At 66.5% G+C, this 20,509-nt stretch carries 16 protein-coding genes; 11 read left to right on the top strand and 5 right to left on the bottom strand.

The features are described 5' to 3' along the window. The first annotated feature begins 34 nt into the window (after positions 1-34). Positions 35-772 (top strand): cell division protein ZipA, encoded by a 738-nt coding sequence (zipA, locus tag ACX9OT_RS09210; protein ID WP_071227468.1) that lies wholly within the window; start codon positions 35-37, stop codon positions 770-772. A 118-nt stretch (positions 773-890) separates the two neighbouring features. On the opposite strand, the gene ACX9OT_RS09205 is transcribed toward zipA, so the two are convergent. Then, positions 891-2,015 carry a pyridoxal phosphate-dependent aminotransferase gene (locus ACX9OT_RS09205; RefSeq protein WP_459001784.1) on the bottom strand — a complete coding sequence of 375 codons (1,125 nt, stop codon included), beginning with the start codon at positions 2,013-2,015 and terminating at the stop codon, positions 891-893. Positions 2,016-2,324: 309 nt separating this feature from the next. Here ACX9OT_RS09205 and ligA point away from each other — a divergent pair, with 309 nt between their 5' ends. The 7 genes from ligA (at position 2,325) to ACX9OT_RS09170 (ending at position 13,859) form a co-directional block, all read left to right on the top strand. Next, complete coding sequence (gene ligA / locus ACX9OT_RS09200; protein ID WP_459001817.1) at positions 2,325-4,796, top strand: NAD-dependent DNA ligase LigA; 2,472 nt, start codon at positions 2,325-2,327, stop codon at positions 4,794-4,796. Between the two features lie 49 nt (positions 4,797-4,845). Then, positions 4,846-5,331 carry a GNAT family N-acetyltransferase gene (locus ACX9OT_RS09195; RefSeq protein WP_032127684.1) on the top strand — a complete coding sequence of 162 codons (486 nt, stop codon included), beginning with the start codon at positions 4,846-4,848 and terminating at the stop codon, positions 5,329-5,331. Continuing rightward, the gene (epmA, locus tag ACX9OT_RS09190) at positions 5,328-6,284 is read left to right on the top strand and encodes an EF-P lysine aminoacylase EpmA (protein WP_459001782.1); all 957 of its coding nucleotides are present in this window, start codon (positions 5,328-5,330) and stop codon (positions 6,282-6,284) included. The genes ACX9OT_RS09195 and epmA overlap by 4 nt, the downstream gene beginning before the upstream one ends. Before the next feature lie 142 nt (positions 6,285-6,426). Continuing rightward, positions 6,427-7,155 (top strand): DUF3011 domain-containing protein, encoded by a 729-nt coding sequence (locus ACX9OT_RS09185; RefSeq protein WP_032127686.1) that lies wholly within the window; start codon positions 6,427-6,429, stop codon positions 7,153-7,155. A gap of 47 nt (positions 7,156-7,202) precedes the next feature. Further along, complete coding sequence (mtnA, locus tag ACX9OT_RS09180) at positions 7,203-8,267, top strand: S-methyl-5-thioribose-1-phosphate isomerase (RefSeq protein ID WP_180845295.1); 1,065 nt, start codon at positions 7,203-7,205, stop codon at positions 8,265-8,267. 217 nt (positions 8,268-8,484) lie between these two features. After that, a complete protein-coding gene (gene gyrA, locus ACX9OT_RS09175; protein ID WP_459001779.1) occupies positions 8,485-11,199 on the top strand; it encodes a DNA gyrase subunit A in 2,715 nt (904 codons plus the stop codon). Positions 11,200-11,330: 131 nt separating this feature from the next. Continuing rightward, positions 11,331-13,859: a membrane-bound PQQ-dependent dehydrogenase, glucose/quinate/shikimate family gene (locus ACX9OT_RS09170; protein ID WP_459001777.1), complete on the top strand. Its 2,529-nt coding sequence runs from the start codon at positions 11,331-11,333 to the stop codon at positions 13,857-13,859. A 43-nt stretch (positions 13,860-13,902) separates the two neighbouring features. On the opposite strand, the gene ACX9OT_RS09165 is transcribed toward ACX9OT_RS09170, so the two are convergent. After that, on the bottom strand, positions 13,903-14,892 hold the full coding sequence (locus ACX9OT_RS09165) for a zinc-dependent alcohol dehydrogenase family protein (protein WP_459001775.1): 990 nt from the start codon (positions 14,890-14,892) through the stop codon (positions 13,903-13,905). A 119-nt stretch (positions 14,893-15,011) separates the two neighbouring features. Here ACX9OT_RS09165 and ACX9OT_RS09160 point away from each other — a divergent pair, with 119 nt between their 5' ends. The 3 genes from ACX9OT_RS09160 to ACX9OT_RS09150 all read left to right on the top strand — a co-directional run bounded on the left by ACX9OT_RS09160 (position 15,012) and on the right by ACX9OT_RS09150 (position 17,854). Then, positions 15,012-15,917 (top strand): LysR family transcriptional regulator, encoded by a 906-nt coding sequence (locus tag ACX9OT_RS09160; RefSeq protein ID WP_049400186.1) that lies wholly within the window; start codon positions 15,012-15,014, stop codon positions 15,915-15,917. Between the two features lie 219 nt (positions 15,918-16,136). Then, complete coding sequence (locus tag ACX9OT_RS09155) at positions 16,137-17,567, top strand: serine hydrolase domain-containing protein (RefSeq protein WP_459001773.1); 1,431 nt, start codon at positions 16,137-16,139, stop codon at positions 17,565-17,567. Between the two features lie 62 nt (positions 17,568-17,629). Beyond that, the gene (locus ACX9OT_RS09150; RefSeq protein WP_125892069.1) at positions 17,630-17,854 is read left to right on the top strand and encodes a hypothetical protein; all 225 of its coding nucleotides are present in this window, start codon (positions 17,630-17,632) and stop codon (positions 17,852-17,854) included. Positions 17,855-17,866: 12 nt separating this feature from the next. On the opposite strand, the gene ACX9OT_RS09145 is transcribed toward ACX9OT_RS09150, so the two are convergent. From ACX9OT_RS09145 to ACX9OT_RS09135, 3 genes are all read right to left on the bottom strand, one after another. Further along, entirely contained in the window at positions 17,867-18,259 is a 393-nt protein-coding gene (locus tag ACX9OT_RS09145; protein ID WP_049400180.1) for a DUF3037 domain-containing protein, read from the bottom strand. Next, positions 18,237-19,013: a HipA family kinase gene (locus ACX9OT_RS09140; RefSeq protein ID WP_049422090.1), complete on the bottom strand. Its 777-nt coding sequence runs from the start codon at positions 19,011-19,013 to the stop codon at positions 18,237-18,239. Before ACX9OT_RS09140 ends, ACX9OT_RS09145 begins: the two co-directional genes overlap by 23 nt. Before the next feature lie 70 nt (positions 19,014-19,083). Beyond that, positions 19,084-20,505: an XVIPCD domain-containing protein gene (locus ACX9OT_RS09135; protein ID WP_459001771.1), complete on the bottom strand. Its 1,422-nt coding sequence runs from the start codon at positions 20,503-20,505 to the stop codon at positions 19,084-19,086. Positions 20,506-20,509 lie beyond the last annotated feature (4 nt).

The following is a 20,509-nucleotide window of genomic DNA, read 5'->3' as shown; positions in this document are numbered from 1 at the left end:
GTTACCTGAATGAACTAGCCGGAGAACCTATCGAATGTCCGACACGGCACTGTTGCGCATCGGCATCCTGGCCGCCGGCCTGCTGTTGATCGCCGCGATCTTCCTGTTTGGCCGTCCGAAAAAGAAGCCCCAGGGGCGCCGCGTGGAAGGCGCGGAACCGACCAGCGGCGAGCGCCGCGAACCGGTACTGGGCGAAGACGGCGTCGCCCTGGCCGATGGCCGCGTCGAACCGGGCATGGGCACGGAAGGCGAGCAGGCCGAACTTGGTCTGGGCGAAACCGACCCGGGCGCCAGTGATCTCGGCAAGCGCGCCACCCAGGATTTCGACAAGATCGTCTCCTTGTTCGTGGCTGCCCGGGCCGGCGAGCAGCTGCGTGGCGAAGACATCGTGGTGGCGGCTGAGAAGACTGGCCTGGTGTTCGGCCACATGAACGTGTTCCACCGCCTGGTGGAAGGCCACCCCGAGCGCGGCCCGATCTTCTCGATGGCCAGCATCATGAAGCCGGGCAGCTTCGACATGGCCAACATCCGCGCCATGGAGACCCCGGCCATCGCCTTCTTCCTGACCCTGCCGGCACCGCTGACCGCGCTGGATGCCTGGGAGAAGATGCTGCCCACCGTACAGCGCATGGCCGAGCTGCTCGACGGCGTGGTGCTGGACGACAGCCGCAACGCTCTCGGCCGGCAGCGCATCGCGCACATCCGTGACGAACTGCGTGCCTATGATCGCCAGCACCAGGCGCCGCCGCTGACCAAGACCCCGCGCTGGTAAGCGCCATGGTGTGCCGACCAATGGTCGGCACACACCAACCTCAACGGTCGGCACCCACAACAGTAGATCCACGCCATGCGTGGATGGGGCGAACCAAGGTTCGCCCCCACCAACAGGGTCAGGCCGGTACGCCGGCCACCTTCGCGAACGCATGGCGGAACGCGGCCATCTCGTCCTCGGTGCCGACGGTCACGCGCACGCGCTGTGGCCAGATCGGCCAGCTGCGGCCGATGATCACGCCGTTGTCTGCCATCGCCTTGGCAAAGGCGGCACCGTCGCGCTGCACATCCACCACGAAGCAGTTCGCTTCCGACGGCACGCAGCTGAAACCACGCTTGCCCAGCCACGCGACGGTGGCCTGCCGCACCTTGGCATTCTGCAGGCGCCGCTGCGCGATCAACTGAGGATCCTGCAGGCTGGCCAGTGCCGCGGCCAGTGCTGGCACGGGTAGCGGGTTGTCGCCCAGGCTGGCCAGTTCGCGCAGGCGGTCGGGATGCGCGGCCGCTACGCCCAGGCGCAGGCCGGCCATGCCGTACAGCTTGGAGAACGTGCGCAGCACGATCAGGTCATCGCGCTGCGCCACCTGCGCGATCAGGCTGGGCTGCTCGCTGTACTGCAGGTAGGCCTCGTCGACCAGTACGCGGGTGGACGCAGGCTTGTGGGCCAGCAGCCAGGCGAGCTCATCCGGCGGGCTGATCGAGCCGGTCGGGTTGTTCGGGTTGCACACATACAGCAGGCCGGTCGGGCGCGCGTGTGCGGCGGCGACCATCGCACGCAGGTTGTGTGCACCGTCCTCGCGCAGCGGCACTTTCTGCACGTGTGCACCGTGTGCGGCGGCGACCTCGCCCAGCGTCTCGAAGGTCGGGTCGGCCACTACCAGCCCCGCCTGCGGGCCGGTCCATAGCACGGCGGCGCGGTTCAGCGGCTCGCTGGAACCCGGATACAGCCGCACGTGATCAGCCGGGATGCGCGCCTGTTCGATGAAGGCATCGCGAACCTGTGCCGCCAGAGCGAAGCGGTAGCGGCCGCAGCTGGCGATGCTGTCGCGCGCCGCCTGCTGGGCGGCGGGCGAGGGGCCGTACGGGCATTCGTTGAAGTTCAGTAGTACGGCGCCTTCGGCAGGGGCTGGGGCGGCGGCTGTCGCGGGTTGGGCATGGCCGAGCTGCGGCAGCCCGGTGCCGGCGACGGCGAGGCCAGCACCGGCCAGTTGCAGGAAGCGTCGACGGGTAGCGGGCAGGGTCACGGGCAGGATTCCGAAGGGCGACCGTCGCACGCTAGCGCCGGTGGGGATGGGCGGCAAGCTGCTTTTTGTGGAGTCGAACCATGCTTGACTGCAGATGTGCCAACCAAGGTTGGCACCTACCAGAGCGGGAGGGTGGTTGGCACGTACCAGAGCTGGGGAGTGGTTGGCACGTACCAGGATGGGGGAGTGATTGGCACCTGCCAGAGCGAGGGAGCACCAGTCGAGCAAGCTCGACGCTACAAAGGCGGGAGCGTTACAGGGCCTGACGGTCGGGCGCGGTAGAATCCCCGGCCATCCCAGAACCACCGGATCCCGATGAGCCCCAGCCCCGCCGAACGCGCCGAAGACCTTCGCCGGCAGATCGCCCAGGCCAACCGCGCCTACCATGAGCTGGACGCGCCGGAGATCCCCGACGTCGACTACGACCGGATGGTGCGCGAGCTGGAAGCGCTGGAGCGCGAGCATCCGGAGCTGGCCCGTGCCGACAGCCCGACCCAGCAGGTCGGTGCGCGCCCCTCCGGCCGCTTCCCGGAAGTGCGCCACGCGGTGCCGATGCTGTCGCTGTCCAATGCCTTCAGCGATGAGGAAGTGGCCGACTTCGTGCGCCGCATCGATGAGCGCCTGGGCCGTCGCAGCCTGCGCTTCTCGGCCGAGCCGAAGATGGACGGCCTGGCGATCAGCCTGCGCTACGAAGACGGGCATTTCGTGCTCGGCGCGACCCGCGGCGATGGCAGTACCGGCGAGGACGTGACGGCCAACCTGCGCGAGATCGGTGATATTCCCAAGAGGCTGCACGGCAAGGACTGGCCGGATGTGCTGGAGGTGCGTGGCGAGGTCTACATGGCCCGCGCCGACTTCGAGGCCTACAACGAACGTGCGCGCCTGCAGGGCGGCAAGGTGCTGGCCAATCCGCGCAACGCGGCGGCCGGTTCGCTGCGCCAGCTTGATCCGAAGATCAGTGCGCAGCGCAGGCTGAGTTTCTTCGCCTACGGCACCGGCGAAGTGCAGGGCGGCGAGCTGCCGGACACCCATTCGGGCACACTGGCCCAGCTCGGTGCCTGGGGCTTCCCGGTCAGCGAGTTGTGCAAGGTGGTGGAAGGCACCGACGGCCTGCTCGGCTACTATCGCGATATCGGTGAGCGCCGCGATGGCCTGCCGTTCGATATCGATGGCGTGGTCTACAAGCTGGATGACCGCGCTGGCCAGCAGGCCATGGGCTTCGTTTGGCGTGCGCCGCGCTGGGCCATCGCGCACAAGTTCCCCGCGCAGGAACAGAGCACTACGGTAGAGGCGATCGAGATCCAGATCGGCCGCACCGGTGCTGCCACACCGGTCGCGCGGCTGGCACCGGTGGCGGTGGCCGGCGTGATCGTGTCCAACGCCACGTTGCACAACGCCGACCAGATCGCACGCCTGGATGTGCGCGTGGGTGACAGCGTGATCGTGCGCCGCGCCGGTGATGTGATTCCGGAAGTGGTCAGCGTCATCCTTGATCGCCGCCCGCCGGGCACCACGCCGTGGCAGATGCCGACGCGCTGCCCGGTGTGCGGCTCGGAAATCGTGCGCGAGGAAGGTGCTGCCGCATGGCGCTGCTCGGGCGAACTGTCCTGCCCGGCGCAGCGCAAGGAAGCCATCGCCCATTTCGCCTCGCGTCGCGCGATGGATATCGATGGCCTGGGTGACAAGTACATCGAAACCCTGGTCGACGCGGGCATCGTCAAGAGCGTGGCCGACCTGTACCGGCTCAGCCGCGATACGCTGCTGCACCTGAAGCTGGTGCTGGACGCCGAGGAGCCGTCGGCGCTGGCAGCGGCGCTGAAGCTGCACCTTCCCGCCGAGGGCAGTGGTGCGGTGCTCAATGCGGTGCTCAAGCTGGACGGCAACGATCCGGGCTGGCGCGCGCAGGCGCTGGCGCAGCCGGCCAGCTTCGAATGGAACACGAAGAAGATCGCCACCAAGTGGGCCGACAACCTGATCGCGGCGATCGACGCCAGTCGTGCGGCCACGCTGGAGCGCCTGCTGTTCGCGCTCGGCATCGAGCATGTGGGCGAAAGTACCGCCAAGGCGCTGGCGCAGTGGTTCGGTGACCTGGAGCTGATCCGTCACCTGCCGTGGCCGCTGTTCAAGCGTGTGCCGGACATCGGTGGCGAAGTGGCGCGTTCGCTTGGCCACTTCTTCGAGCAGCAGGGCAACCAGCAGGCCATCGATGACCTGCTGCAGGTCGGCCAGGTGCGCATCAGCGACGTGCATGCGCCCAGTGCCAAGCTGCGCGAAGGGCTGGATCTGGCGCAGTTGCTGGTCGAGTCGGAGATCCCCGGCATCACCCGTCTGCGCGCCGAAAAGCTGGTGGCTGCGCTTCCCGGCGCACAGGCGGTGCTCGACGCCGAGCATGGCCAGTTCGTCAACGCCGGTCTGCCCGATGACACCGCGCGCGGTCTGGCCGAATGGCTGGACGCTGATGGCCACGGTGCGATGCTGTTGGCCGCCGAGAACGCGATGCGGGAGATCCTGGCCAAGGCGCCGGCGCTGGCCGAGATCGTGGCCGGCCCGCTGGATGGGCAGACCGTGGTGCTCACCGGCACCCTGGCCCAGCTCACCCGCGATGCCGCCAAGGAACGCCTGGAAGCGCTGGGTGCCAAGGTCTCCGGCAGCGTGTCGAAGAAGACCAGCTTCGTGGTGGCCGGTACCGAGGCCGGCTCCAAGCTGGACAAGGCGCAGTCGCTGGGCGTGCCGGTATGGGACGAAGACCGCCTGCTGGCCTACCTCGCCGAACACGAATGATGACCCCGCCGGGTGCCTGGCGCCCGGCATGAAACACAAAGGAACGCCGATGCAGACCGCTCCGCTGGATTTCCGCCTGGCCACCCGTGCCGACGAAGAACTGTTGATCGCGTTGATGCGCGAGTTCTATGCCGAAGACAAGATCGACTTCGACGACGCGCGCGTGCGTCGCGGCGTGGACGCGCTGCTGGCCGATCCGCGCAATGGCGAGGTGCTGCTGTGGCTGGACGAGGCCGCCGAGGTGGTGGGCTACGCAGTGATCGCGATGGGTTTCAGCCTGGAGCAGGGCGGCCACTTCATGCTGCTGGACGAGCTGTATCTGAGCCACCGCGCGCGCGGCCGCGGCCGCGGCAAGCAGGCGCTGGCCATCTGCGAACAGCGCGCTCGCGGGCGTGGCGTCAGCCGCCTGCGGCTGGAAGTGAACCACCACAACGAACTGGCCCGGCGCCTGTACCTGGCCAGTGGCTACATCGATGACACCCGCGATCTGCTGACCCTGCCGCTGGATCATCCGCGCCCGGAGGGCATCCTGTGAGCGAGGCCCTGCTGCGCGCGCTGCAGCAGCGTGCCGCGCTCAACGCGCTGGTGCGCCGCTTCTTCGCCGATCGAGATGTGCTGGAGGTGGAGACGCCGATCCTGTCGGTGGCCGGCAACACCGAGCCCAACATCGACAGCTTCCATACCGATTTCACCGGCCATGTCGATGCCGGTGGCCGCCGCCGCTGGCTGCGCACCTCGCCGGAGTATCCGCTCAAGCGCCTGCTGGCGGCGGGCGTGGGTGACTGTTACGAACTGGGCCGGGTGTTCCGCAACGGCGAGGCGGGCGGCCGCCACAATCCGGAATTCACCATGCTGGAGTGGTACCGGGTCGGTTGGGACCACCATCGCTTGGTGCAGGAAACCGCCGAGCTGGTTGGCCAGGCGCTGGCCCTGGTCGGGCGCAGTGCGACGCTGCGTGTGCTCAGTTACCGCGAGCTGTTCCAGCAGTACGTGGGTGTGGATCCGTTCGATGCCGATGAGGCCGCGTTGCGTGGCGCGCTGGGCGAGGTACATATCGACCCGGTTGGGCTGACCCGCGATGACTGGTTGGATCTGCTGATGACCCATCATATCCAGCCGCATTTCGATGACGCGGTGATGACCGTGGTCCATGATTGGCCTGCCAGCCAGGCCGCACTGGCGCGCATTCGAGCCGGCACGCCGCCGCTGGCCGAGCGTTTCGAGCTTTATCTGGGGGCCGTGGAACTGGCCAACGGCTATCACGAACTGAATGACGCGCACGAACAGCGTGCGCGATTCCAGCGTGACCTGCAGCGCCGCCATGAGCGGGGCCAGGTGCAACCGTCCGTGGATGAGGCGCTGCTGTCGGCGTTGCCGTCGATGCCTGCCTGCGCTGGCGTGGCGGTGGGTGTCGATCGATTGTTGATGGCGATGAGCCGCACGCCGCGTATCGCCGATGTGCTGGCCTACGACTTCGCCCACGCGTGAGCGCGGTGCGCACGTTCCTGAACATCGAAGACTGAACGGAATTCCGCGTTTCCACGCTTGCTTCGGTAAGCAGGATGATGCTCTTATCACGGCAGATGCCGGACACTGGCACGCAGTTCATCCATTCCTGCTGGGGAAGGCTTTGGTCAAGTGGTTTGCGGTTGTCGCTGCACCGGTGTACTCCATCGCGCTCTGGGGTGCCTGGCTGCCGTCATCGGCGTCGGCCCAGCAGGCGGGCTATGACGGCGAAGTGGTGACCTGCGAATCGCGCGACATGGGCTGGGTGCATTGCGATATCGACGTCAGCAATGGCATCGACCTTGTGCGCCAGTTGTCCAGCAACAGTTGCATCCGTGGCAGCGAATGGGGCACCGACCGCAGTGGCGTGTGGGTCACCCTTGGCTGCCGCGCAGAGTTCCGTGCGCGTCGTGCGGAAGGTGCAGCGCCTGCGGCAACGGAAGGCAAGCGCCTGGTCCGCCGTGTGGTGCGCTGCGAATCCAATGGCCGCCCGCAGAGTTGCCCGGTGCGCCTGGACGGGGCGCCGGTGCGCCTGCTGCGCCAGCTGTCGGTGCTGCCGTGCCGCGAAGGGCAGGGCTGGGGCTACAAGCGCAATGAAGTCTGGACCAGCCGCGGTTGCCAGGGCGATTTCGAAGTGGCTGACGAGGACGGCCGTTTTGTCGACGTGCCACGCCGCCTGACCTGCGAGTCGAAGTCGAAGAAGCGCCGCTTCTGTGGGGCGAGCATTTCGGTCGGCGCGGTCGTTACCGAGCAGTTGTCCAGCACACCGTGCGAGGAAGGCAACACCTGGGGCTGGAACCGCAACGGGATCTGGGTGGACGGCGGCTGCCGCGCCGAATTCTCGGTGAATTGAGCCCGGGCAGGCTCCAACCACGCGGGGCGTGGCCCTACAATGGGCCCATGAACACTGCCTCCGACATCGACTACGCCCGTTATGACCACATCCGCCCGATCCTCTGGACCGGAGATGCCCTGCAACTGCTGGACCAGCGCAAGCTGCCGTTCGTGGTCGAGCACGTGGTCTGCCATGACAGTGACGACGTTGCCAGCGCCATCCACGCGCTGACCGTGCGTGGCGCGCCGGCGATCGGCATTGCCGCAGCCTGGGGTGTGGTGCTGGCGGCGCGGGACGTGCAGGCCGCTGATGGCGCGCATGCGCTTCAGCAGTTGGAGCCGGCGCTGCAGCGCCTGAACGCATCGCGCCCGACCGCCGTCAATCTGGCCTGGGCGCTGGCGCGCATGCGTCGCTGCCTGAACATCGCCGGCGCCGACTGGAAGGCCCTGCTGGAAGCCGAAGCGCAGGCCATTGCCGAAGAAGACCTGGCCGCCAACCGCCACATGGGCGCGCTGGGCGCGGGCCTGATCGAGGCCGGCAGCGGCGTGCTGACCCACTGCAACACCGGCTCGCTGGCCACCGCCGGCTTCGGCACGGCACTGGGCGTGATCCGTGCCGGCATGGCCCAGCACCGCATCGCCCGCGTGTTCGCCGGCGAGACCCGTCCGTGGCTGCAGGGCGCACGCCTGACCGTGTGGGAACTGCAGCAGGATGGCATCGACGCCACCCTGATCGCCGATTCGGCAGCCTCGCACCTGATGAAGACCGGCGCCGTGCAGTGGGTGATCGTCGGCGCCGACCGCATCTGTGCCAACGGCGATACCGCCAACAAGATCGGCACCTATCAGCTGGCCATCGCCGCGCGCCACCACGGGGTCAAGTTCATGGTGGTGGCGCCGTCCTCGACCGTGGACATGGAGACCGTGGATGGCAGCCAGATCGAGATCGAGCAGCGCGACCCGGGCGAGCTGTACGGCGTGGGCGGTACCCGCACCGTGGCCGAAGGCATCGCCGCCTGGAACCCGGTGTTCGACGTCACCCCGGGCGAGCTGATCGATGCCATCGTGACCGAGCGCGGCGTGATCCTGAACCCGACCCCGGAGAACATGCGCGCCGCCTTCGGCGGCTGACGCGCGGGGGAGGGGCCGCGTGACCTCCGCCCCCGGTGGTGCCGGCCGCGGGTCGGCAACCCCCTAAGTTCCTGATTTGTGCAGGTAAAATACCCGTAAAGGGAGGCGGAAAACGGCCTGTTGTGGTAATATCCGCAGGTTGAATCGAGGTTCCGGCACGACCCCCTCCCGCAGGGGGCTGCGCCGGACTGGACCGCTACCAGACAACGGAACCCGAATGGCAGAAACCGCCAAGGAAATCATCCAGGTCAACCTGGAAGACGAGATGCGCAAGAGCTACCTCGATTACGCCATGAGCGTGATCGTGGGCCGCGCGCTCCCGGATGCGCGCGACGGCCTCAAGCCGGTGCATCGCCGCGTGCTGTTCGCGATGAATGAACTCAACGCGCACAGCAACAAGCCCTACTTCAAGTCGGCGCGTATCGTCGGTGACGTCATCGGTAAGTACCACCCGCATGGCGATCAGTCGGTGTACGACACGCTGGTGCGCCTGGCACAGCCGTTCTCGCTGCGTTACATGCTGGTTGATGGCCAGGGTAACTTCGGCTCCATCGATGGCGACTCCGCCGCGGCAATGCGATACACCGAAGCGCGCATGTCGCGCCTGGCGCATGAGCTGATGGCGGACATCGACAAGGAAACCGTCGATTTCCAGCCCAACTACGACGAAAAGGAACTGGAGCCGACGGTCATGCCGACCCGGTTCCCGAACCTGCTGGTCAACGGTTCGGCCGGTATCGCGGTGGGCATGGCGACCAACATCCCGCCGCACAACCTGAGCGAATCGATCAACGCCTGCATCGCGCTGATCGACAACCCGGAAATCGACGTCGACGGCCTGATGGAGTACATCCCGGGCCCGGATTTCCCGACCGCCGGCATCATCAACGGCACCGCCGGCATCGTCGCCGGCTACCGCACCGGCCGTGGCCGCGTGCGCATCCGTGCCAAGGCCGATATCGAAGTGGCCGACAACGGCCGCGAATCGATCATCGTCACCGAAATTCCTTACCAGGTGAACAAGGCGCGTCTGATCGAGAAGATCGCCGAGCTGGTCAAGGAAAAGAAGATCGAAGGCATCAGCGAGCTGCGCGATGAGTCCGACAAGGACGGTATGCGCATCTACATCGAGATCAAGCGCGGTGAATCTGCCGAGGTTGTGCTGAACAACCTGTACCAGCAGACGCAGATGGAATCGGTGTTCGGCATCAACATGGTGGCGCTGGTCGATGGCCGCCCGCAGTTGATGAACCTCAAGCAGATGCTGGAGGCGTTCGTCCGCCACCGTCGCGAAGTGGTCACCCGCCGTACGGTGTTCGAGCTGCGCAAGGCGCGCGCCCGTGCCCACGTGCTGGAAGGCCTGACCGTCGCGCTGGCCAACATCGACGAGATGATCGAACTGATCAAGACCTCGCCGAACCCGAACGAAGCACGCGAGCGCATGCTGGCCCGCGTGTGGGAGCCGGGCCTGGTCGGTGCGATGCTGGGTGCCGCCGGCGCCGAAGCCTCGCGCCCGGAAGACCTGCCCAAGGGCGTGGGCCTGATCGAGGGCGGCTACCAGCTGACCGAGATCCAGGCCACCCAGATCCTGGAAATGCGCCTGCACCGCCTGACCGGGCTGGAGCAGGACCGCCTGACCGACGAGTACAAGCAGCTGCTGGAAGTGATCGCCGGGCTGATCCACATCCTGGAAGATCCCGACCGTCTGCTGCAGGTGATCCGCGAGGAACTGGTCAACGTCAAGGCCGAGTTCGGCGACGAGCGTCGTACCGAAATCCGTCACAGCGAAGAAGATCTCGACATCCTCGACCTGATCGCGCCGGAAGACGTGGTGGTCACCGTGTCGCATGCCGGTTACGTGAAGCGGCAGCCGGTGAGCGTGTACCGCGCACAGCGCCGTGGCGGCCGCGGCCGCAGTGCGGCAGCGACCAAGGAAGAAGATTTCATCGAACAGCTTTGGCTGGTCAACACGCACGATACGCTGCTGACCTTCACCAGCTCGGGCAAGGTGTTCTGGCTGCCGGTCTACCAGCTGCCCGAAGCCGGTTCGAATGCCCGCGGCCGTCCGATCATCAACTGGATCCCGCTGGAGCCGGGCGAACGCGTGCAGGCCGTGCTGCCGGTGCGCGAATACGCCGATGGCCAGTTCGTGTTCTTCGCCACCAAGAACGGTACGGTCAAGAAGACCCCGCTGGGCGAGTTCGCCTTCCGTCTGGCGCGCGGCAAGATCGCAATCAATCTGGACGAGGGCGATGCTCTGGTTGGCGTCGGCCTGACCGACGGCGAGCGCGACATCCTGCTGTTCGCCTCCAACGGCAAGACCGTGCGCTTCGGTGAAGACAAGGTCCGCTCGATGGGCCGTACCGCAACCGGCGTGCGTGGCATCAAGATGCCGGCCGGCGAGGAAGTGGTCAGCCTGATCGTGGCCGAGAGTGCCGGTGGCAGCGAGGATGAGAACGAGGACGACAACGGTGTCGAGGAAGCCGTCGCCAATGGCGATGCGGTGATCGACGGCGCCGATGACGCCAGCGTGCAGTACATCCTCACCGCCACCGAGAACGGCTACGGCAAGCGCACCCCGCTGCCCGACTACCCGCGCAAGGGCCGTGGCACGCAGGGCGTGATCGGCATCCAGACCACCGAGCGCAACGGCAAGCTGGTCGCCGCGGTGCTGATGGGCTCCAGCGACGAAGTGCTGCTGATCTCCGATGGTGGCACCCTGGTGCGTACGCGTGGCTCGGAAATCAGCCGCGTTGGCCGCAACACCCAGGGCGTGACCCTGATCCGCCTGTCCAAGGACGAGAAGCTGCAGGCGGTGGAGCGCATGGATGCCTCGATCGACGAAGACGAGGACGAGGTGGCCGTCGCCGCACCGGCCGCGACCGACGGCGCACCGGCTGCTGCCAGCAGCGAGGACGCCGCGCAGGAGTGATCCTGCCGCGAGCCTGAGGTACCCGACGACGCCGGCCCTGTGCCGGCGTCGTCGTATCCGGATGCCGCACATACGCGCGCGCTTCACGCAGGCGGTGGGATAACGGCGCATGCTGCCCCCGGAGATCGACGATGTCCGCCACGCCGCAGTCCGCTCCTGCCCCTGTTCGCGCCTCCCGGCACCCCCTTGTCACCGTGCTGTCGCTGCTGCTGGTCGTGCTCGGCCTGGTCATCGGCGGGCTCGGTGCGTGGCTGCTCAGCCTTGGCGGCTCGGCGTACTACGCCATCGCCGGGCTCGGCCTGCTGGCCAGCGGCATCCTGTTGTTCGGCAACCGCCGCAGCGGTGCATTGCTGTACGCGCTGGTGTTCATCGGCACGCTGCTGTGGACCTGGTGGGAGTCAGGCAGCGACTACTGGCGCTGGGTGCCCCGGCTGGGCCTGGTGACCGCACTCGGCATCGTGCTGGCCTTGCTGGCGCCCACCCTGCACGAGCCGGTCTCCAAACGCCTGTCGCGCAGCGCGGCGGGTGTGCTGATGCTGGTGTTCGTGGCCGCCTTCGGTCTGGCCTTTGCGCCGCATGGTGAAGTGGATGGGCATCAGCCGTTCCCGGAAGGCGCGGTCAGCGCCGGACTGGAACCTACGCGTGATACCACGGGCCTGCAGCCGGCTGACCAGCCCGCCGAGGGCGACTGGCCGGCGTGGGGCCGCAGCAATGCCGCCACCCGCTATTCGCCGCTGCAGCAGATCACCCCGGCCAATGTGGCCTCGTTGCAGCCAGCCTGGCAGTTCCGTACCGGCGATATGCCCAAGAAGCGCTGGGGCGCGGAAACCACGCCGCTGAAGATCGGCGATCGCCTTTACCTGTGCACCGCGCGCAACCGCCTGATCGCACTCGATGCCGCCAGCGGCAAGGAACTGTGGCGGTTCGATCCCAAGGTGAAGGACGCCTCGATTCCGTACACCGCCGCCTGCCGTGGGGTGAGCTACTACGAGCAGCCCAGCACGCCGACCCTTGCCGACGCGGCATTGGCCGATGTCGCTGCCGATCTGGCCCTGCCGGAGCCGCCGCCCAGTGTCACCCGCAGTGCTGCACCGGGCAGTCGACCGGCGTGCTGGGCGCGCATCATTGAAGGCACGCTGGACGGTCGCATCATCGCGGTGGACGCGGACAGCGGCCATCCCTGCGCCAACTTCGGCAACAACGGCCAGGTCGACATCACCCTGGGCATGGGCGAGGTGCCACCGGGTTACGTGTCGATCACCTCGCCACCGGCCATCGTGCGTGGCGTGATCGTGACCGGTCACCAGGTGCTGGACGGGCAGCGCCGCGATGCGCCGTCGGGCGTGATCCAGGCCTACGATGCCATTACCGGCAAGCTGCGCTGGGCGTGGGACATGGACCAGCCCGAGCGCAGCGGTCTGCCGCCGCGCGAGCAGACCTATACGCGCGGCACGCCCAACATGTGGACCACCGCCACCGGTGATGAGGCGCTGGGCCTGGTCTACCTGCCGCTGGGCAATTCCGCGGGTGACTACTGGAGCGGCTCACGCACGGAAACCCAGAACCGCTATGCGACGTCACTGGTGGCGATCGACGTGGCCACCGGCAAGCCGGTCTGGCATTTCCAGGCGGTGCGCAAGGACGTGTGGGATTACGACCTGGGTTCGCAGGCCAGCCTGATCGATTACCCGACCGCTGCCGGCAAAGTGCCGGCGATCCTGCTGCCGACCAAACAGGGCGACATGTACATCCTCGACCGCCGCAACGGCCAGCTTCTGACCGCGGCCGAAGAGCGCAAGGTGCCGGTGGGCGGCGTCGAACCCGAGCAGCGTTCCCCCACCCAGCTGTTTTCGCTGTACCACACGCTGCGCCGCGAACATGACCTGACCGAGCGTGACATGTGGGGCATCACCCCGATTGACCAGCTGGTCTGCCGCATCCAGTTCCGCAAGGCGTACTACGAAGGGTTCTACACGCCGCCGAGCAGCGAGCGCCATTCCATCGAGTACCCCGGCTACAACGGCGGCTCGGACTGGGGCAGCGTATCCATCGATACGCGCCGCGGCGTGATCGTGGCCAACTACAACGACATGCCGAACTACAACCGGCTGGTGACACGCGCGGAGGCCGACCGGCTGGGCTGGCTGCCGCGCGAAAAGATCCGGTTCGACAAGGGCGGAGCAGAAGGCGCGGGTGACCCGCAGGTGGGCACGCCTTATGCCATCCAGGTCAATGCCGGTTGGCGCCTGCCGTTCACCGGTTTGCTGTGCAAGCAGCCGCCCTATGGCGGCATCCGTGCCATCGACCTGCGCACCGGCAAGCTGCTGTGGGACCGTCCGTTCGGCAGTGCGCGTGGCAATGGACCGTTCGGCATCCGCTCTGGCCTGCCGATCGAGATCGGCACACCGAACAATGGCGGTTCGGTGGTGACCGCCAGCGGCCTGATCTTCATCGCTGCCGCCACCGATGACCTGCTGCGCGCCATCGAACTGAGGACCGGCAAGGAGTTGTGGCATGCCAAGCTGCCCGCGGGGGGCCAAGCCAATCCGATGGTGTACGAGCAGGGCGGGCGCCAGTACGTGGTGATCATGGCCGGCGGCCACCATTTCATGGAAACCCCGAACGGCGATTACGTGATGGCGTTTGCGTTGCCCAGGTAACCGCAACGGGGGCGGTGATCCACCCCCATTACATGACGCTGGATCACACCGTCACCACCACCTTGCCGATCTGCTCGTTCGATTCCAGGTAACGGTGTGCGTCCTGGATCTGCGCGAACGGGAACACCCTGGCGATCTTCGGTGCCAGGGTGCCCTTGTCCAGGCCATCCACGATGAATGCCTTCGCGCGGGCCAGCGCGGCATCGTCGGAAACGATCTCCGAGTACAGGTAGCCTTTCAACGTCAGCGACTTGCCCAGCACGTTGAACAACGGGAACGGCGTGGGTTCGCTGCTCAGCGCGCCGTATTCCAGCAGGATGCCGCCACGCGCCATCGCTTCGGTCAGCGGCACGAACTGTGGGCCACCGATCGGATCGAACACCACGCGGGCACCTGCGCCGCCGGTGATGTGCGCCACTTCGGCCACCAGATCCTGCTCTTGGGTGGCGATGACATGGGCGGCACCGGCGTCGAGCAGGGCCTGGCGCTTGCCCGGGCCACGGGTCACAGCGATCGGCGTGGCGCCGACTGCATTGGCGATCTGGATGGCGGCCAGGCCGACGCTGCTGCTGGCGGCGGTGATGATGACGAAATCCCCGGCGGACAAGTGCGCCTGCTCCAACAGCGCCCCCCAGGCGGTGACGTACTGCATCCACACCGCGGCGGCCGTTTCAAAGTCCAGTGCCTGCGGATGCTTGACCACCAGTCGTGCCGGCACGTTGGCCAGTTCGCCGTAGGTGCCCCAGCGCGCGATATCCAGCGGCGGCACCACGCTGACCGCATCGCCCGCGGTGAATCCGCTCACTGCACTGCCGACGGCTTCAACCACGCCGGCCGCTTCGTAGCCCAGGCGGCTGGGGAACTGCGCTTCCTGCAGGTAGGCGCCGTTACGGAACATCACCTCGGCGCGGTTCAGGCCGATCGCCTTCACCCGGATCTGGACTTCGTCAGGGGCGGGGGCGGGAACGTCGATATCGTCGATGCGCAGTACATCGGCAGTGCCATATTCGTGGATGCGGACAACCTGGCTCATGGGGGGCTCCGAGGAAGGGCCGGCGAGGGCGCCGGCGAAAGGGTGAGCGCTACTGTGCGCGTAGTCTGCATCCAGAATAAGGGGTAATCTGGCGTTTCATTGAAAAACAATTGTTTGCAATGGACCTGATCGTTCCCCTGCGGACCTTCGCCAAGGTGGCCGAGGTCGGCTCCTTCGCCGCCGCTGCCGAGGCACTGGACCTGTCGCCGCAGCTGGTCGGCAAGCACATCCAGGCGCTGGAGCAGCATCTGGGTGTGCGCCTGCTCAACCGCACCACGCGCAAGCAGAGCCTGACCGACTTCGGCCAGGCCTACCTCGCGCGGGCGCGGGTGATCCTGGAGGAAGTGGAGGGGGCCGAGCAGCTGGCCGAAGTGGCGCGCGGGCGGCCGATGGGGCGCCTGCGCATCAGTGCGCCGGTCACCTTCGGCGTGCACGCGCTGGGCCCCGCGGTGGTGGCCTACTTGCAGCAGTACCCGGACGTGCAGGTCGATCTGAACCTGTCCAACAGTCTGGTGGACATCGTTGAAGACGGCTACGACCTGGTGTTCCGCACTGGCGATCTGGCCGACAGTGGGCTGGTGGCGCGGCGGTTGGGGCCGTATCCGCTGGTCCTGTGTGCCTCGCCGGACTATCTGGCTTCGCGCCCGGCCATTGCCCATCCCAATGACCTGAGCCGCCACGAGTGCCTGGGCTTCGCGCATTCGATCATTCGCACCCGCTGGAGCTTTCGCGATACCGATGGCGGCGTGCTGACCGTGCCGGTGTCCAGCCGCTTCATGGTCAACCAGGCCGAGCCGCTGCTGACCGCCGCCATCGGAGGGCTGGGGCTGATCCTGCAACCGCACGAAATGCTGGCCGGAGCATTGGCGCGTGGTGAGCTGGTGGAAGTGCTGCCGGACTACGTACCGGTGTCGACCTGGATCAACCTGGTGTATCCGCGCGATCGCCAGCTGACGCCCAAGCTGCGCAGCTTCCTGGACTTCTGCGTGGCGCGATTCAGCGAACAGACGATGGCAAGGCGATAGCGGGGCCATCGGGTAGCAGGGTTTCCATCAACTGCGAAGGATCTCGCACTCACGTTGCATCCGGGGCTGTGCGCATTCCACCACGCACGCGGAGTGGATGGCAGCGCATCGATGCATTCAGCGTCACCGTTGAGGTGTTGCGGCAGAGTCCCTGGTGTCGATGCGGCGGCCGCATCCTTGGCCTAGGATGCGTCCAGGAATCCCCGCAAAGGAACTGCCATGAGGGTTGTTGGACGCCTGTTTCTCTGCAGTGCACTGGCCTGTTCGGTTCTACTGGTTACCCCGGTTTTTCCAGCAATCGGCGCCACATCTTCCGAGCGTGCACATCCACGTGCGCAGGACGCCATCGATGACTGGCTGGCGGCCTTCAACGCTGGCAGCCTCGAGCAACTGCAGGCGTTCGCCGATACCTACGCGAAGAAGGAAGGCAGCAGCCCCAAGGACTATCTCGAGTTCCGCGAGAGCACCGGCCCGCTGCGTGTGCTGGAAACACGCCAGAGCGCGCCCGGTCACGCGAAGGTGCTGGTGATGGGCCAGCTGAACGAGCGCGCGATGTGGGTGACGGCCAGCATGGACCCGGACAATCCGGCGCACCTGAAGCAGTTCCAGATCGAAGGCACTGAAACGCCGGACAAGTTCAAGCCGGAGAGGGTTGCTTTGCCTGCCCTGATGGCCGATGCCACAGCAAGGCTGGAGGCGCTGCGGGCCCAGGACGCGCTGTCGGGTGCGTTGCAGGTGGCACGGAACGGCAAGGTGCTGCTGGACTGGCGCGGTGGCAATGCCGATCGCACCGCTGGCATTCCAGTGGGCGTGGATACGCAGTTCCGCCTTGCGTCCTCCAACAAGATGTTCACCGCAGTGGCCATACTGCAGCGGGTGCAGGAGGGCAAACTCAGTCTCGATGACACGATCGGCAAGCACCTGCCGGACTATCCGAACAAGGCCGTTGCCAACAGCGTGACGGTTCGCCAGCTGCTGACCCATACCAGTGGCCTGGGTGATTTCTTCGGCGACGATTTCGAGCAGTATTCCGCGTCGCTGAAGACGCTGGATGACTATGTGCAGCGCTTTGCCAAGGATGCACCGCAGTTCACGCCCGGCAGCCAGGACAGCTACTCGAACTATGGCTTCATCGTGCTTGGGCGGATCATCGAGGCCGTCTCCGGGCAGTCGTACTACGCCTATGTGGAGCAACATGTCCTGCGCCCGGCAGGCATGACCGGCACCGGCTTCGAACCGGAAACAGTGACGGTGCCACAGCGTGCCGTCGCCTATACGAAGCAGGATGGGCAATGGGTCCGTGAAACGAAGTCGCTGCCCTGGCGCGGCATGTCAGCCGGTGGTGGCTACAGCACGGTGAGCGACATGGTGAAGTTCGCCGAGGCGCTGCGCAGCGGAAAGCTGGTCTCACCTGCATTGCTGCAGCAGGCCACCACGGCGCAGAACCACAAGGGCTGGTACGGGTTCGGCTTCGTGGTGCAGGGCGAGGGCAGGGAGCATCAGTACGGCCACGAAGGCGGTGCGCCCGGATCGAACAGTGCCATCGTGGTGCTACCCGCGCAGGGCTATGTGATCGTTGGGCTGGCCAATGTCGATCCGGATGCGATCGGCAATGTGGTCAACTACATCGCGCGAAGAGTGCCGCTGTAGTCCCGAGCGACTATGCCACAGCGATGTTGACGCTGGGGCAGGTGGCGGACCAGAATCGGGCCATGAGCCGACTCCTTCCCGTGGTGTGTCTGGTCGCCAGCATGGTGCTGCTGCTGCGTGGAGTGCACGTGATACTCAAGGGTGTTCCGGCCATGGCCAGCGAAGGTGCCAGTGCTGCGTATGCACAAGGCTACCTGCATGGACAAGCGGCAGCCGGGTGGGTGTTGATTGCCGCTGCAGCAGCCTGTGCGCTCATTGCCTGGCACAGGGCGCGCGCCCGGAAGTGAGAGACGGGCGCGTCAGCGCGGCACCCGCACCATCTTCGTCATCAAGTGTTCCACCACACCCGCCGGGTCCGCCGTGCGGCCCACATGCGTGCTCGACATCTGCACGACCGAGCTGCGCTTGGCGGTGAGGAAATGGAAGCGCGCGCGCGCCGGCAGCTGCGCGATCGGCCCGGCGCTGGCATCGCCGCGGCAGATCGCCACGATCGCATCCAGCCATGGCTGCAGCGCCTCCTGGTCCAGCGCTGGCGCGAAGGCGTGCAGGCGTGCCGGATCGATCTCGATGGCCGCTTCCAGATGACGCGCACCGGGACAGGAGACGATCACCCCGACGTTGATGAATTCCTCGCGCTCCACCCGCGGTACCACGCGGATGACAGCATAGTCATACGTGTGCAGCGTGGGCACGGATGGCCTCCTGCACGAACACCGCACGCACCTTCAGGCGGTGCTTGAGGTAGTTGATATAACCCTGCCGGTAGGCCTGCGGGCTGTCGAACGCCGGTTCGTCCACCAGCCAGCTGTCCGGCACCAAGCCGACGATGCGCTCGATCTCGGCATCGGTCAGGCGCGCGGCCAGTTCGGCATCCACCTCGGCGATGCGGCTGGCGAACGACAGCAGCACATGGTCGCGGATCAGCACGAACGGCTTCTCGCAGGCATCGCCGGCGTTGGCCCAGTCGTGATGGAAGTACATGGCCGCACCGTGGTCGATCAGGTACAGCTTTCGATGCCACACCATCAGGTTGGGATTGCGCGTGGTGCGATCGACATTGCTGGTGAACGCATCGAACCAGACGATGCGCGAGGCCAGGTCGGCATCCACCGGCATCGCCGCCGGGTCGTAGTTGATCGCACCGGGCAGGTAGTCCAGGCCCAGGTTCAAACCTTCGCTGGCGCGTATCAGTTCCTGGATCTCCGGGTCGGGCTCGGTGCGGGCGAACTCGCGGTCCAGCTCCACGAACAGGATCTCCGGAATCGGCAGGCCCAGCGTGCGCGCCATTTCGCCGGCGATCAGCTCCGCGATCAAGGCCTTCGGGCCCTGGCCGGCGCCACGGAACTTCAGCACGGCCATGCCGTCGTCGTCAGTCTCGACTACGGCCGGCAGGGAGCCACCTTCCCGCAAGGGGGTGATGTAGCGGAGGGCATGTACGGTGCGCATGCGCGCATTCTAGCGTGGGTGCCGCCAAGGGAGCGCCGGGCGCGTCCCGGCGGCTCCATGTCGTTCCCCGTCAGTGCGTCAGCGCGCCGCGCTGCTGCTCCTGCACGCGGACCTGTTCCTGCGTGGCCTGATCGGCCTGCCGCTGGTTGACCACGGCAAGCGTATCCAGGCTGTCCTGCACCGGACGCTGGGCGGCCTCGGCAGTGGGTGATGAGGCGCGCAGCGAGGCCGGATCATCCAGCGGCCCCTTCACCACAAAGATGTTCTGCGCCGCGCCCGCACCCTCGGTCTGGCGGCTGAGCACCACATGGTCGACCCGGTCCAGGCCGTTTTCGCGGGCCAGCACCAGCAGGCTGGCACTCAGGCGCTCGCTGGACGCATCGAAACTGCGTCCGTTGGCAGCATCCAGCTCAGCTACCTTGCCGCGGATCTGCTCGTGCAGCGAACGGTCACGGCCTTCCGCAAGCAGCGTCGGTAAGCCATCGCCCTCCACCGCATGCTGTGTGGTGATCGGCACATGCGTATGCGTGCCCTCAGTGTGGTCGAAGTAACGCAGCGTCGACGGCGAGGTACTGGTATCGAAGTAGGGCTGGCGCGGGGGCGAGCCCTCGCCGAGGTTGAGCCCGTTCTGCTCCAGCAGGCGCTCGTCCAGGCCCAGCTTCTTCATGTTCACTTCCATCCGGCTGACGCCATCGGGCGCTGGATTCGCGGCCTCGAATTCGCTGGCCAGTCCGATCGCCAGGGCGCCGTAGAAATTCTGGTAGTCCGAATTCCCATGATGGCCCAGGCCGGTGCTGACGCCCTGATCGTAATAGTGCCTGGCCATTCCCTCGATGTTGGCTGCGGTGGGGGAGATGGTCAGGTCCGCATTGAGGGTCAGCTCCGGGTGCGGGGCATAGGTGATCGGCGGGCCGGGTCGCGACTGGATGACATCTGTCGAGCGGGTGCTGGCTTCATACAGGTCGCGCAGGGTGGCGTCCGGGTTGTTGGCACGTACCTGGCTGACCAGCGCATTCCAGCCTGCGATGTTCGAAGAAGCCTCATCGCGGCGGTTGGCCGCGAGCAGGGTGCCGATGGCCCCGGTGTAATCATGGCTCGTTGTACGGCCCGCGATCTGCTCCACGTCGGCTTCGAACTGCACGTAGGCGCGCTCGACATCAGCATCGTTGAAACCGTGCTGGATCTCGTGACCGAGCACAAAGGTGACCTCGGCCGCGTCGAACCGATCCGGCGCCGCCGGGGTCGACAAGCTGCTGGCGGGCAGGTTGATGGATTTCGTGCCGGTCTCGTAGGTACCACCCGCGTTGCTTGTGGCGGGCAACAGTTCGAAGCGTTCCAGGTAGCCTGCCGCGATGGCGGCGTCCACCTGCTTTGCCAGCACGGGCGAGCCCGCGATGACGCTGCGCAGGTTGTCGACCTGGTCGCTGGTGACGTCGGTCTTGCCAGCGAATTCGCCCAGCAGGCGTTCCGTTTCTGCGGAAAGGATCGTCATTGAT

This window comes from Stenotrophomonas genospecies 3 (assembly GCF_054473855.1).
The sequence above is the reverse complement of the archived record's forward strand: the minus strand, read 5'-3'. Positions and strand labels throughout refer to the sequence as shown.

Excerpts from the sequence above, each read along its gene's own strand:
- ACX9OT_RS09170 (WP_459001777.1), top strand. The coding sequence starts at position 11,331 with ATGTCCGCCACGCCGCAGTCCGCTCCTGCCCCTGTTCGCGCCTCCCGG.
- ACX9OT_RS09135 (WP_459001771.1), bottom strand. The coding sequence starts at position 20,505 with ATGACGATCCTTTCCGCAGAAACGGAACGCCTGCTGGGCGAATTCGCT.
- mtnA (WP_180845295.1), top strand. The coding sequence starts at position 7,203 with ATGAACACTGCCTCCGACATCGACTACGCCCGTTATGACCACATCCGC.
- ACX9OT_RS09165 (WP_459001775.1), bottom strand. The coding sequence starts at position 14,892 with ATGAGCCAGGTTGTCCGCATCCACGAATATGGCACTGCCGATGTACTG.
- gyrA (WP_459001779.1), top strand. The coding sequence starts at position 8,485 with ATGGCAGAAACCGCCAAGGAAATCATCCAGGTCAACCTGGAAGACGAG.
- ACX9OT_RS09155 (WP_459001773.1), top strand. The coding sequence starts at position 16,137 with ATGAGGGTTGTTGGACGCCTGTTTCTCTGCAGTGCACTGGCCTGTTCG.
- ACX9OT_RS09150 (WP_125892069.1), top strand. The coding sequence starts at position 17,630 with ATGAGCCGACTCCTTCCCGTGGTGTGTCTGGTCGCCAGCATGGTGCTG.
- ACX9OT_RS09160 (WP_049400186.1), top strand. The coding sequence starts at position 15,012 with ATGGACCTGATCGTTCCCCTGCGGACCTTCGCCAAGGTGGCCGAGGTC.
- zipA (WP_071227468.1), top strand. The coding sequence starts at position 35 with ATGTCCGACACGGCACTGTTGCGCATCGGCATCCTGGCCGCCGGCCTG.
- ACX9OT_RS09140 (WP_049422090.1), bottom strand. The coding sequence starts at position 19,013 with ATGCGCACCGTACATGCCCTCCGCTACATCACCCCCTTGCGGGAAGGT.
- ACX9OT_RS09195 (WP_032127684.1), top strand. The coding sequence starts at position 4,846 with ATGCAGACCGCTCCGCTGGATTTCCGCCTGGCCACCCGTGCCGACGAA.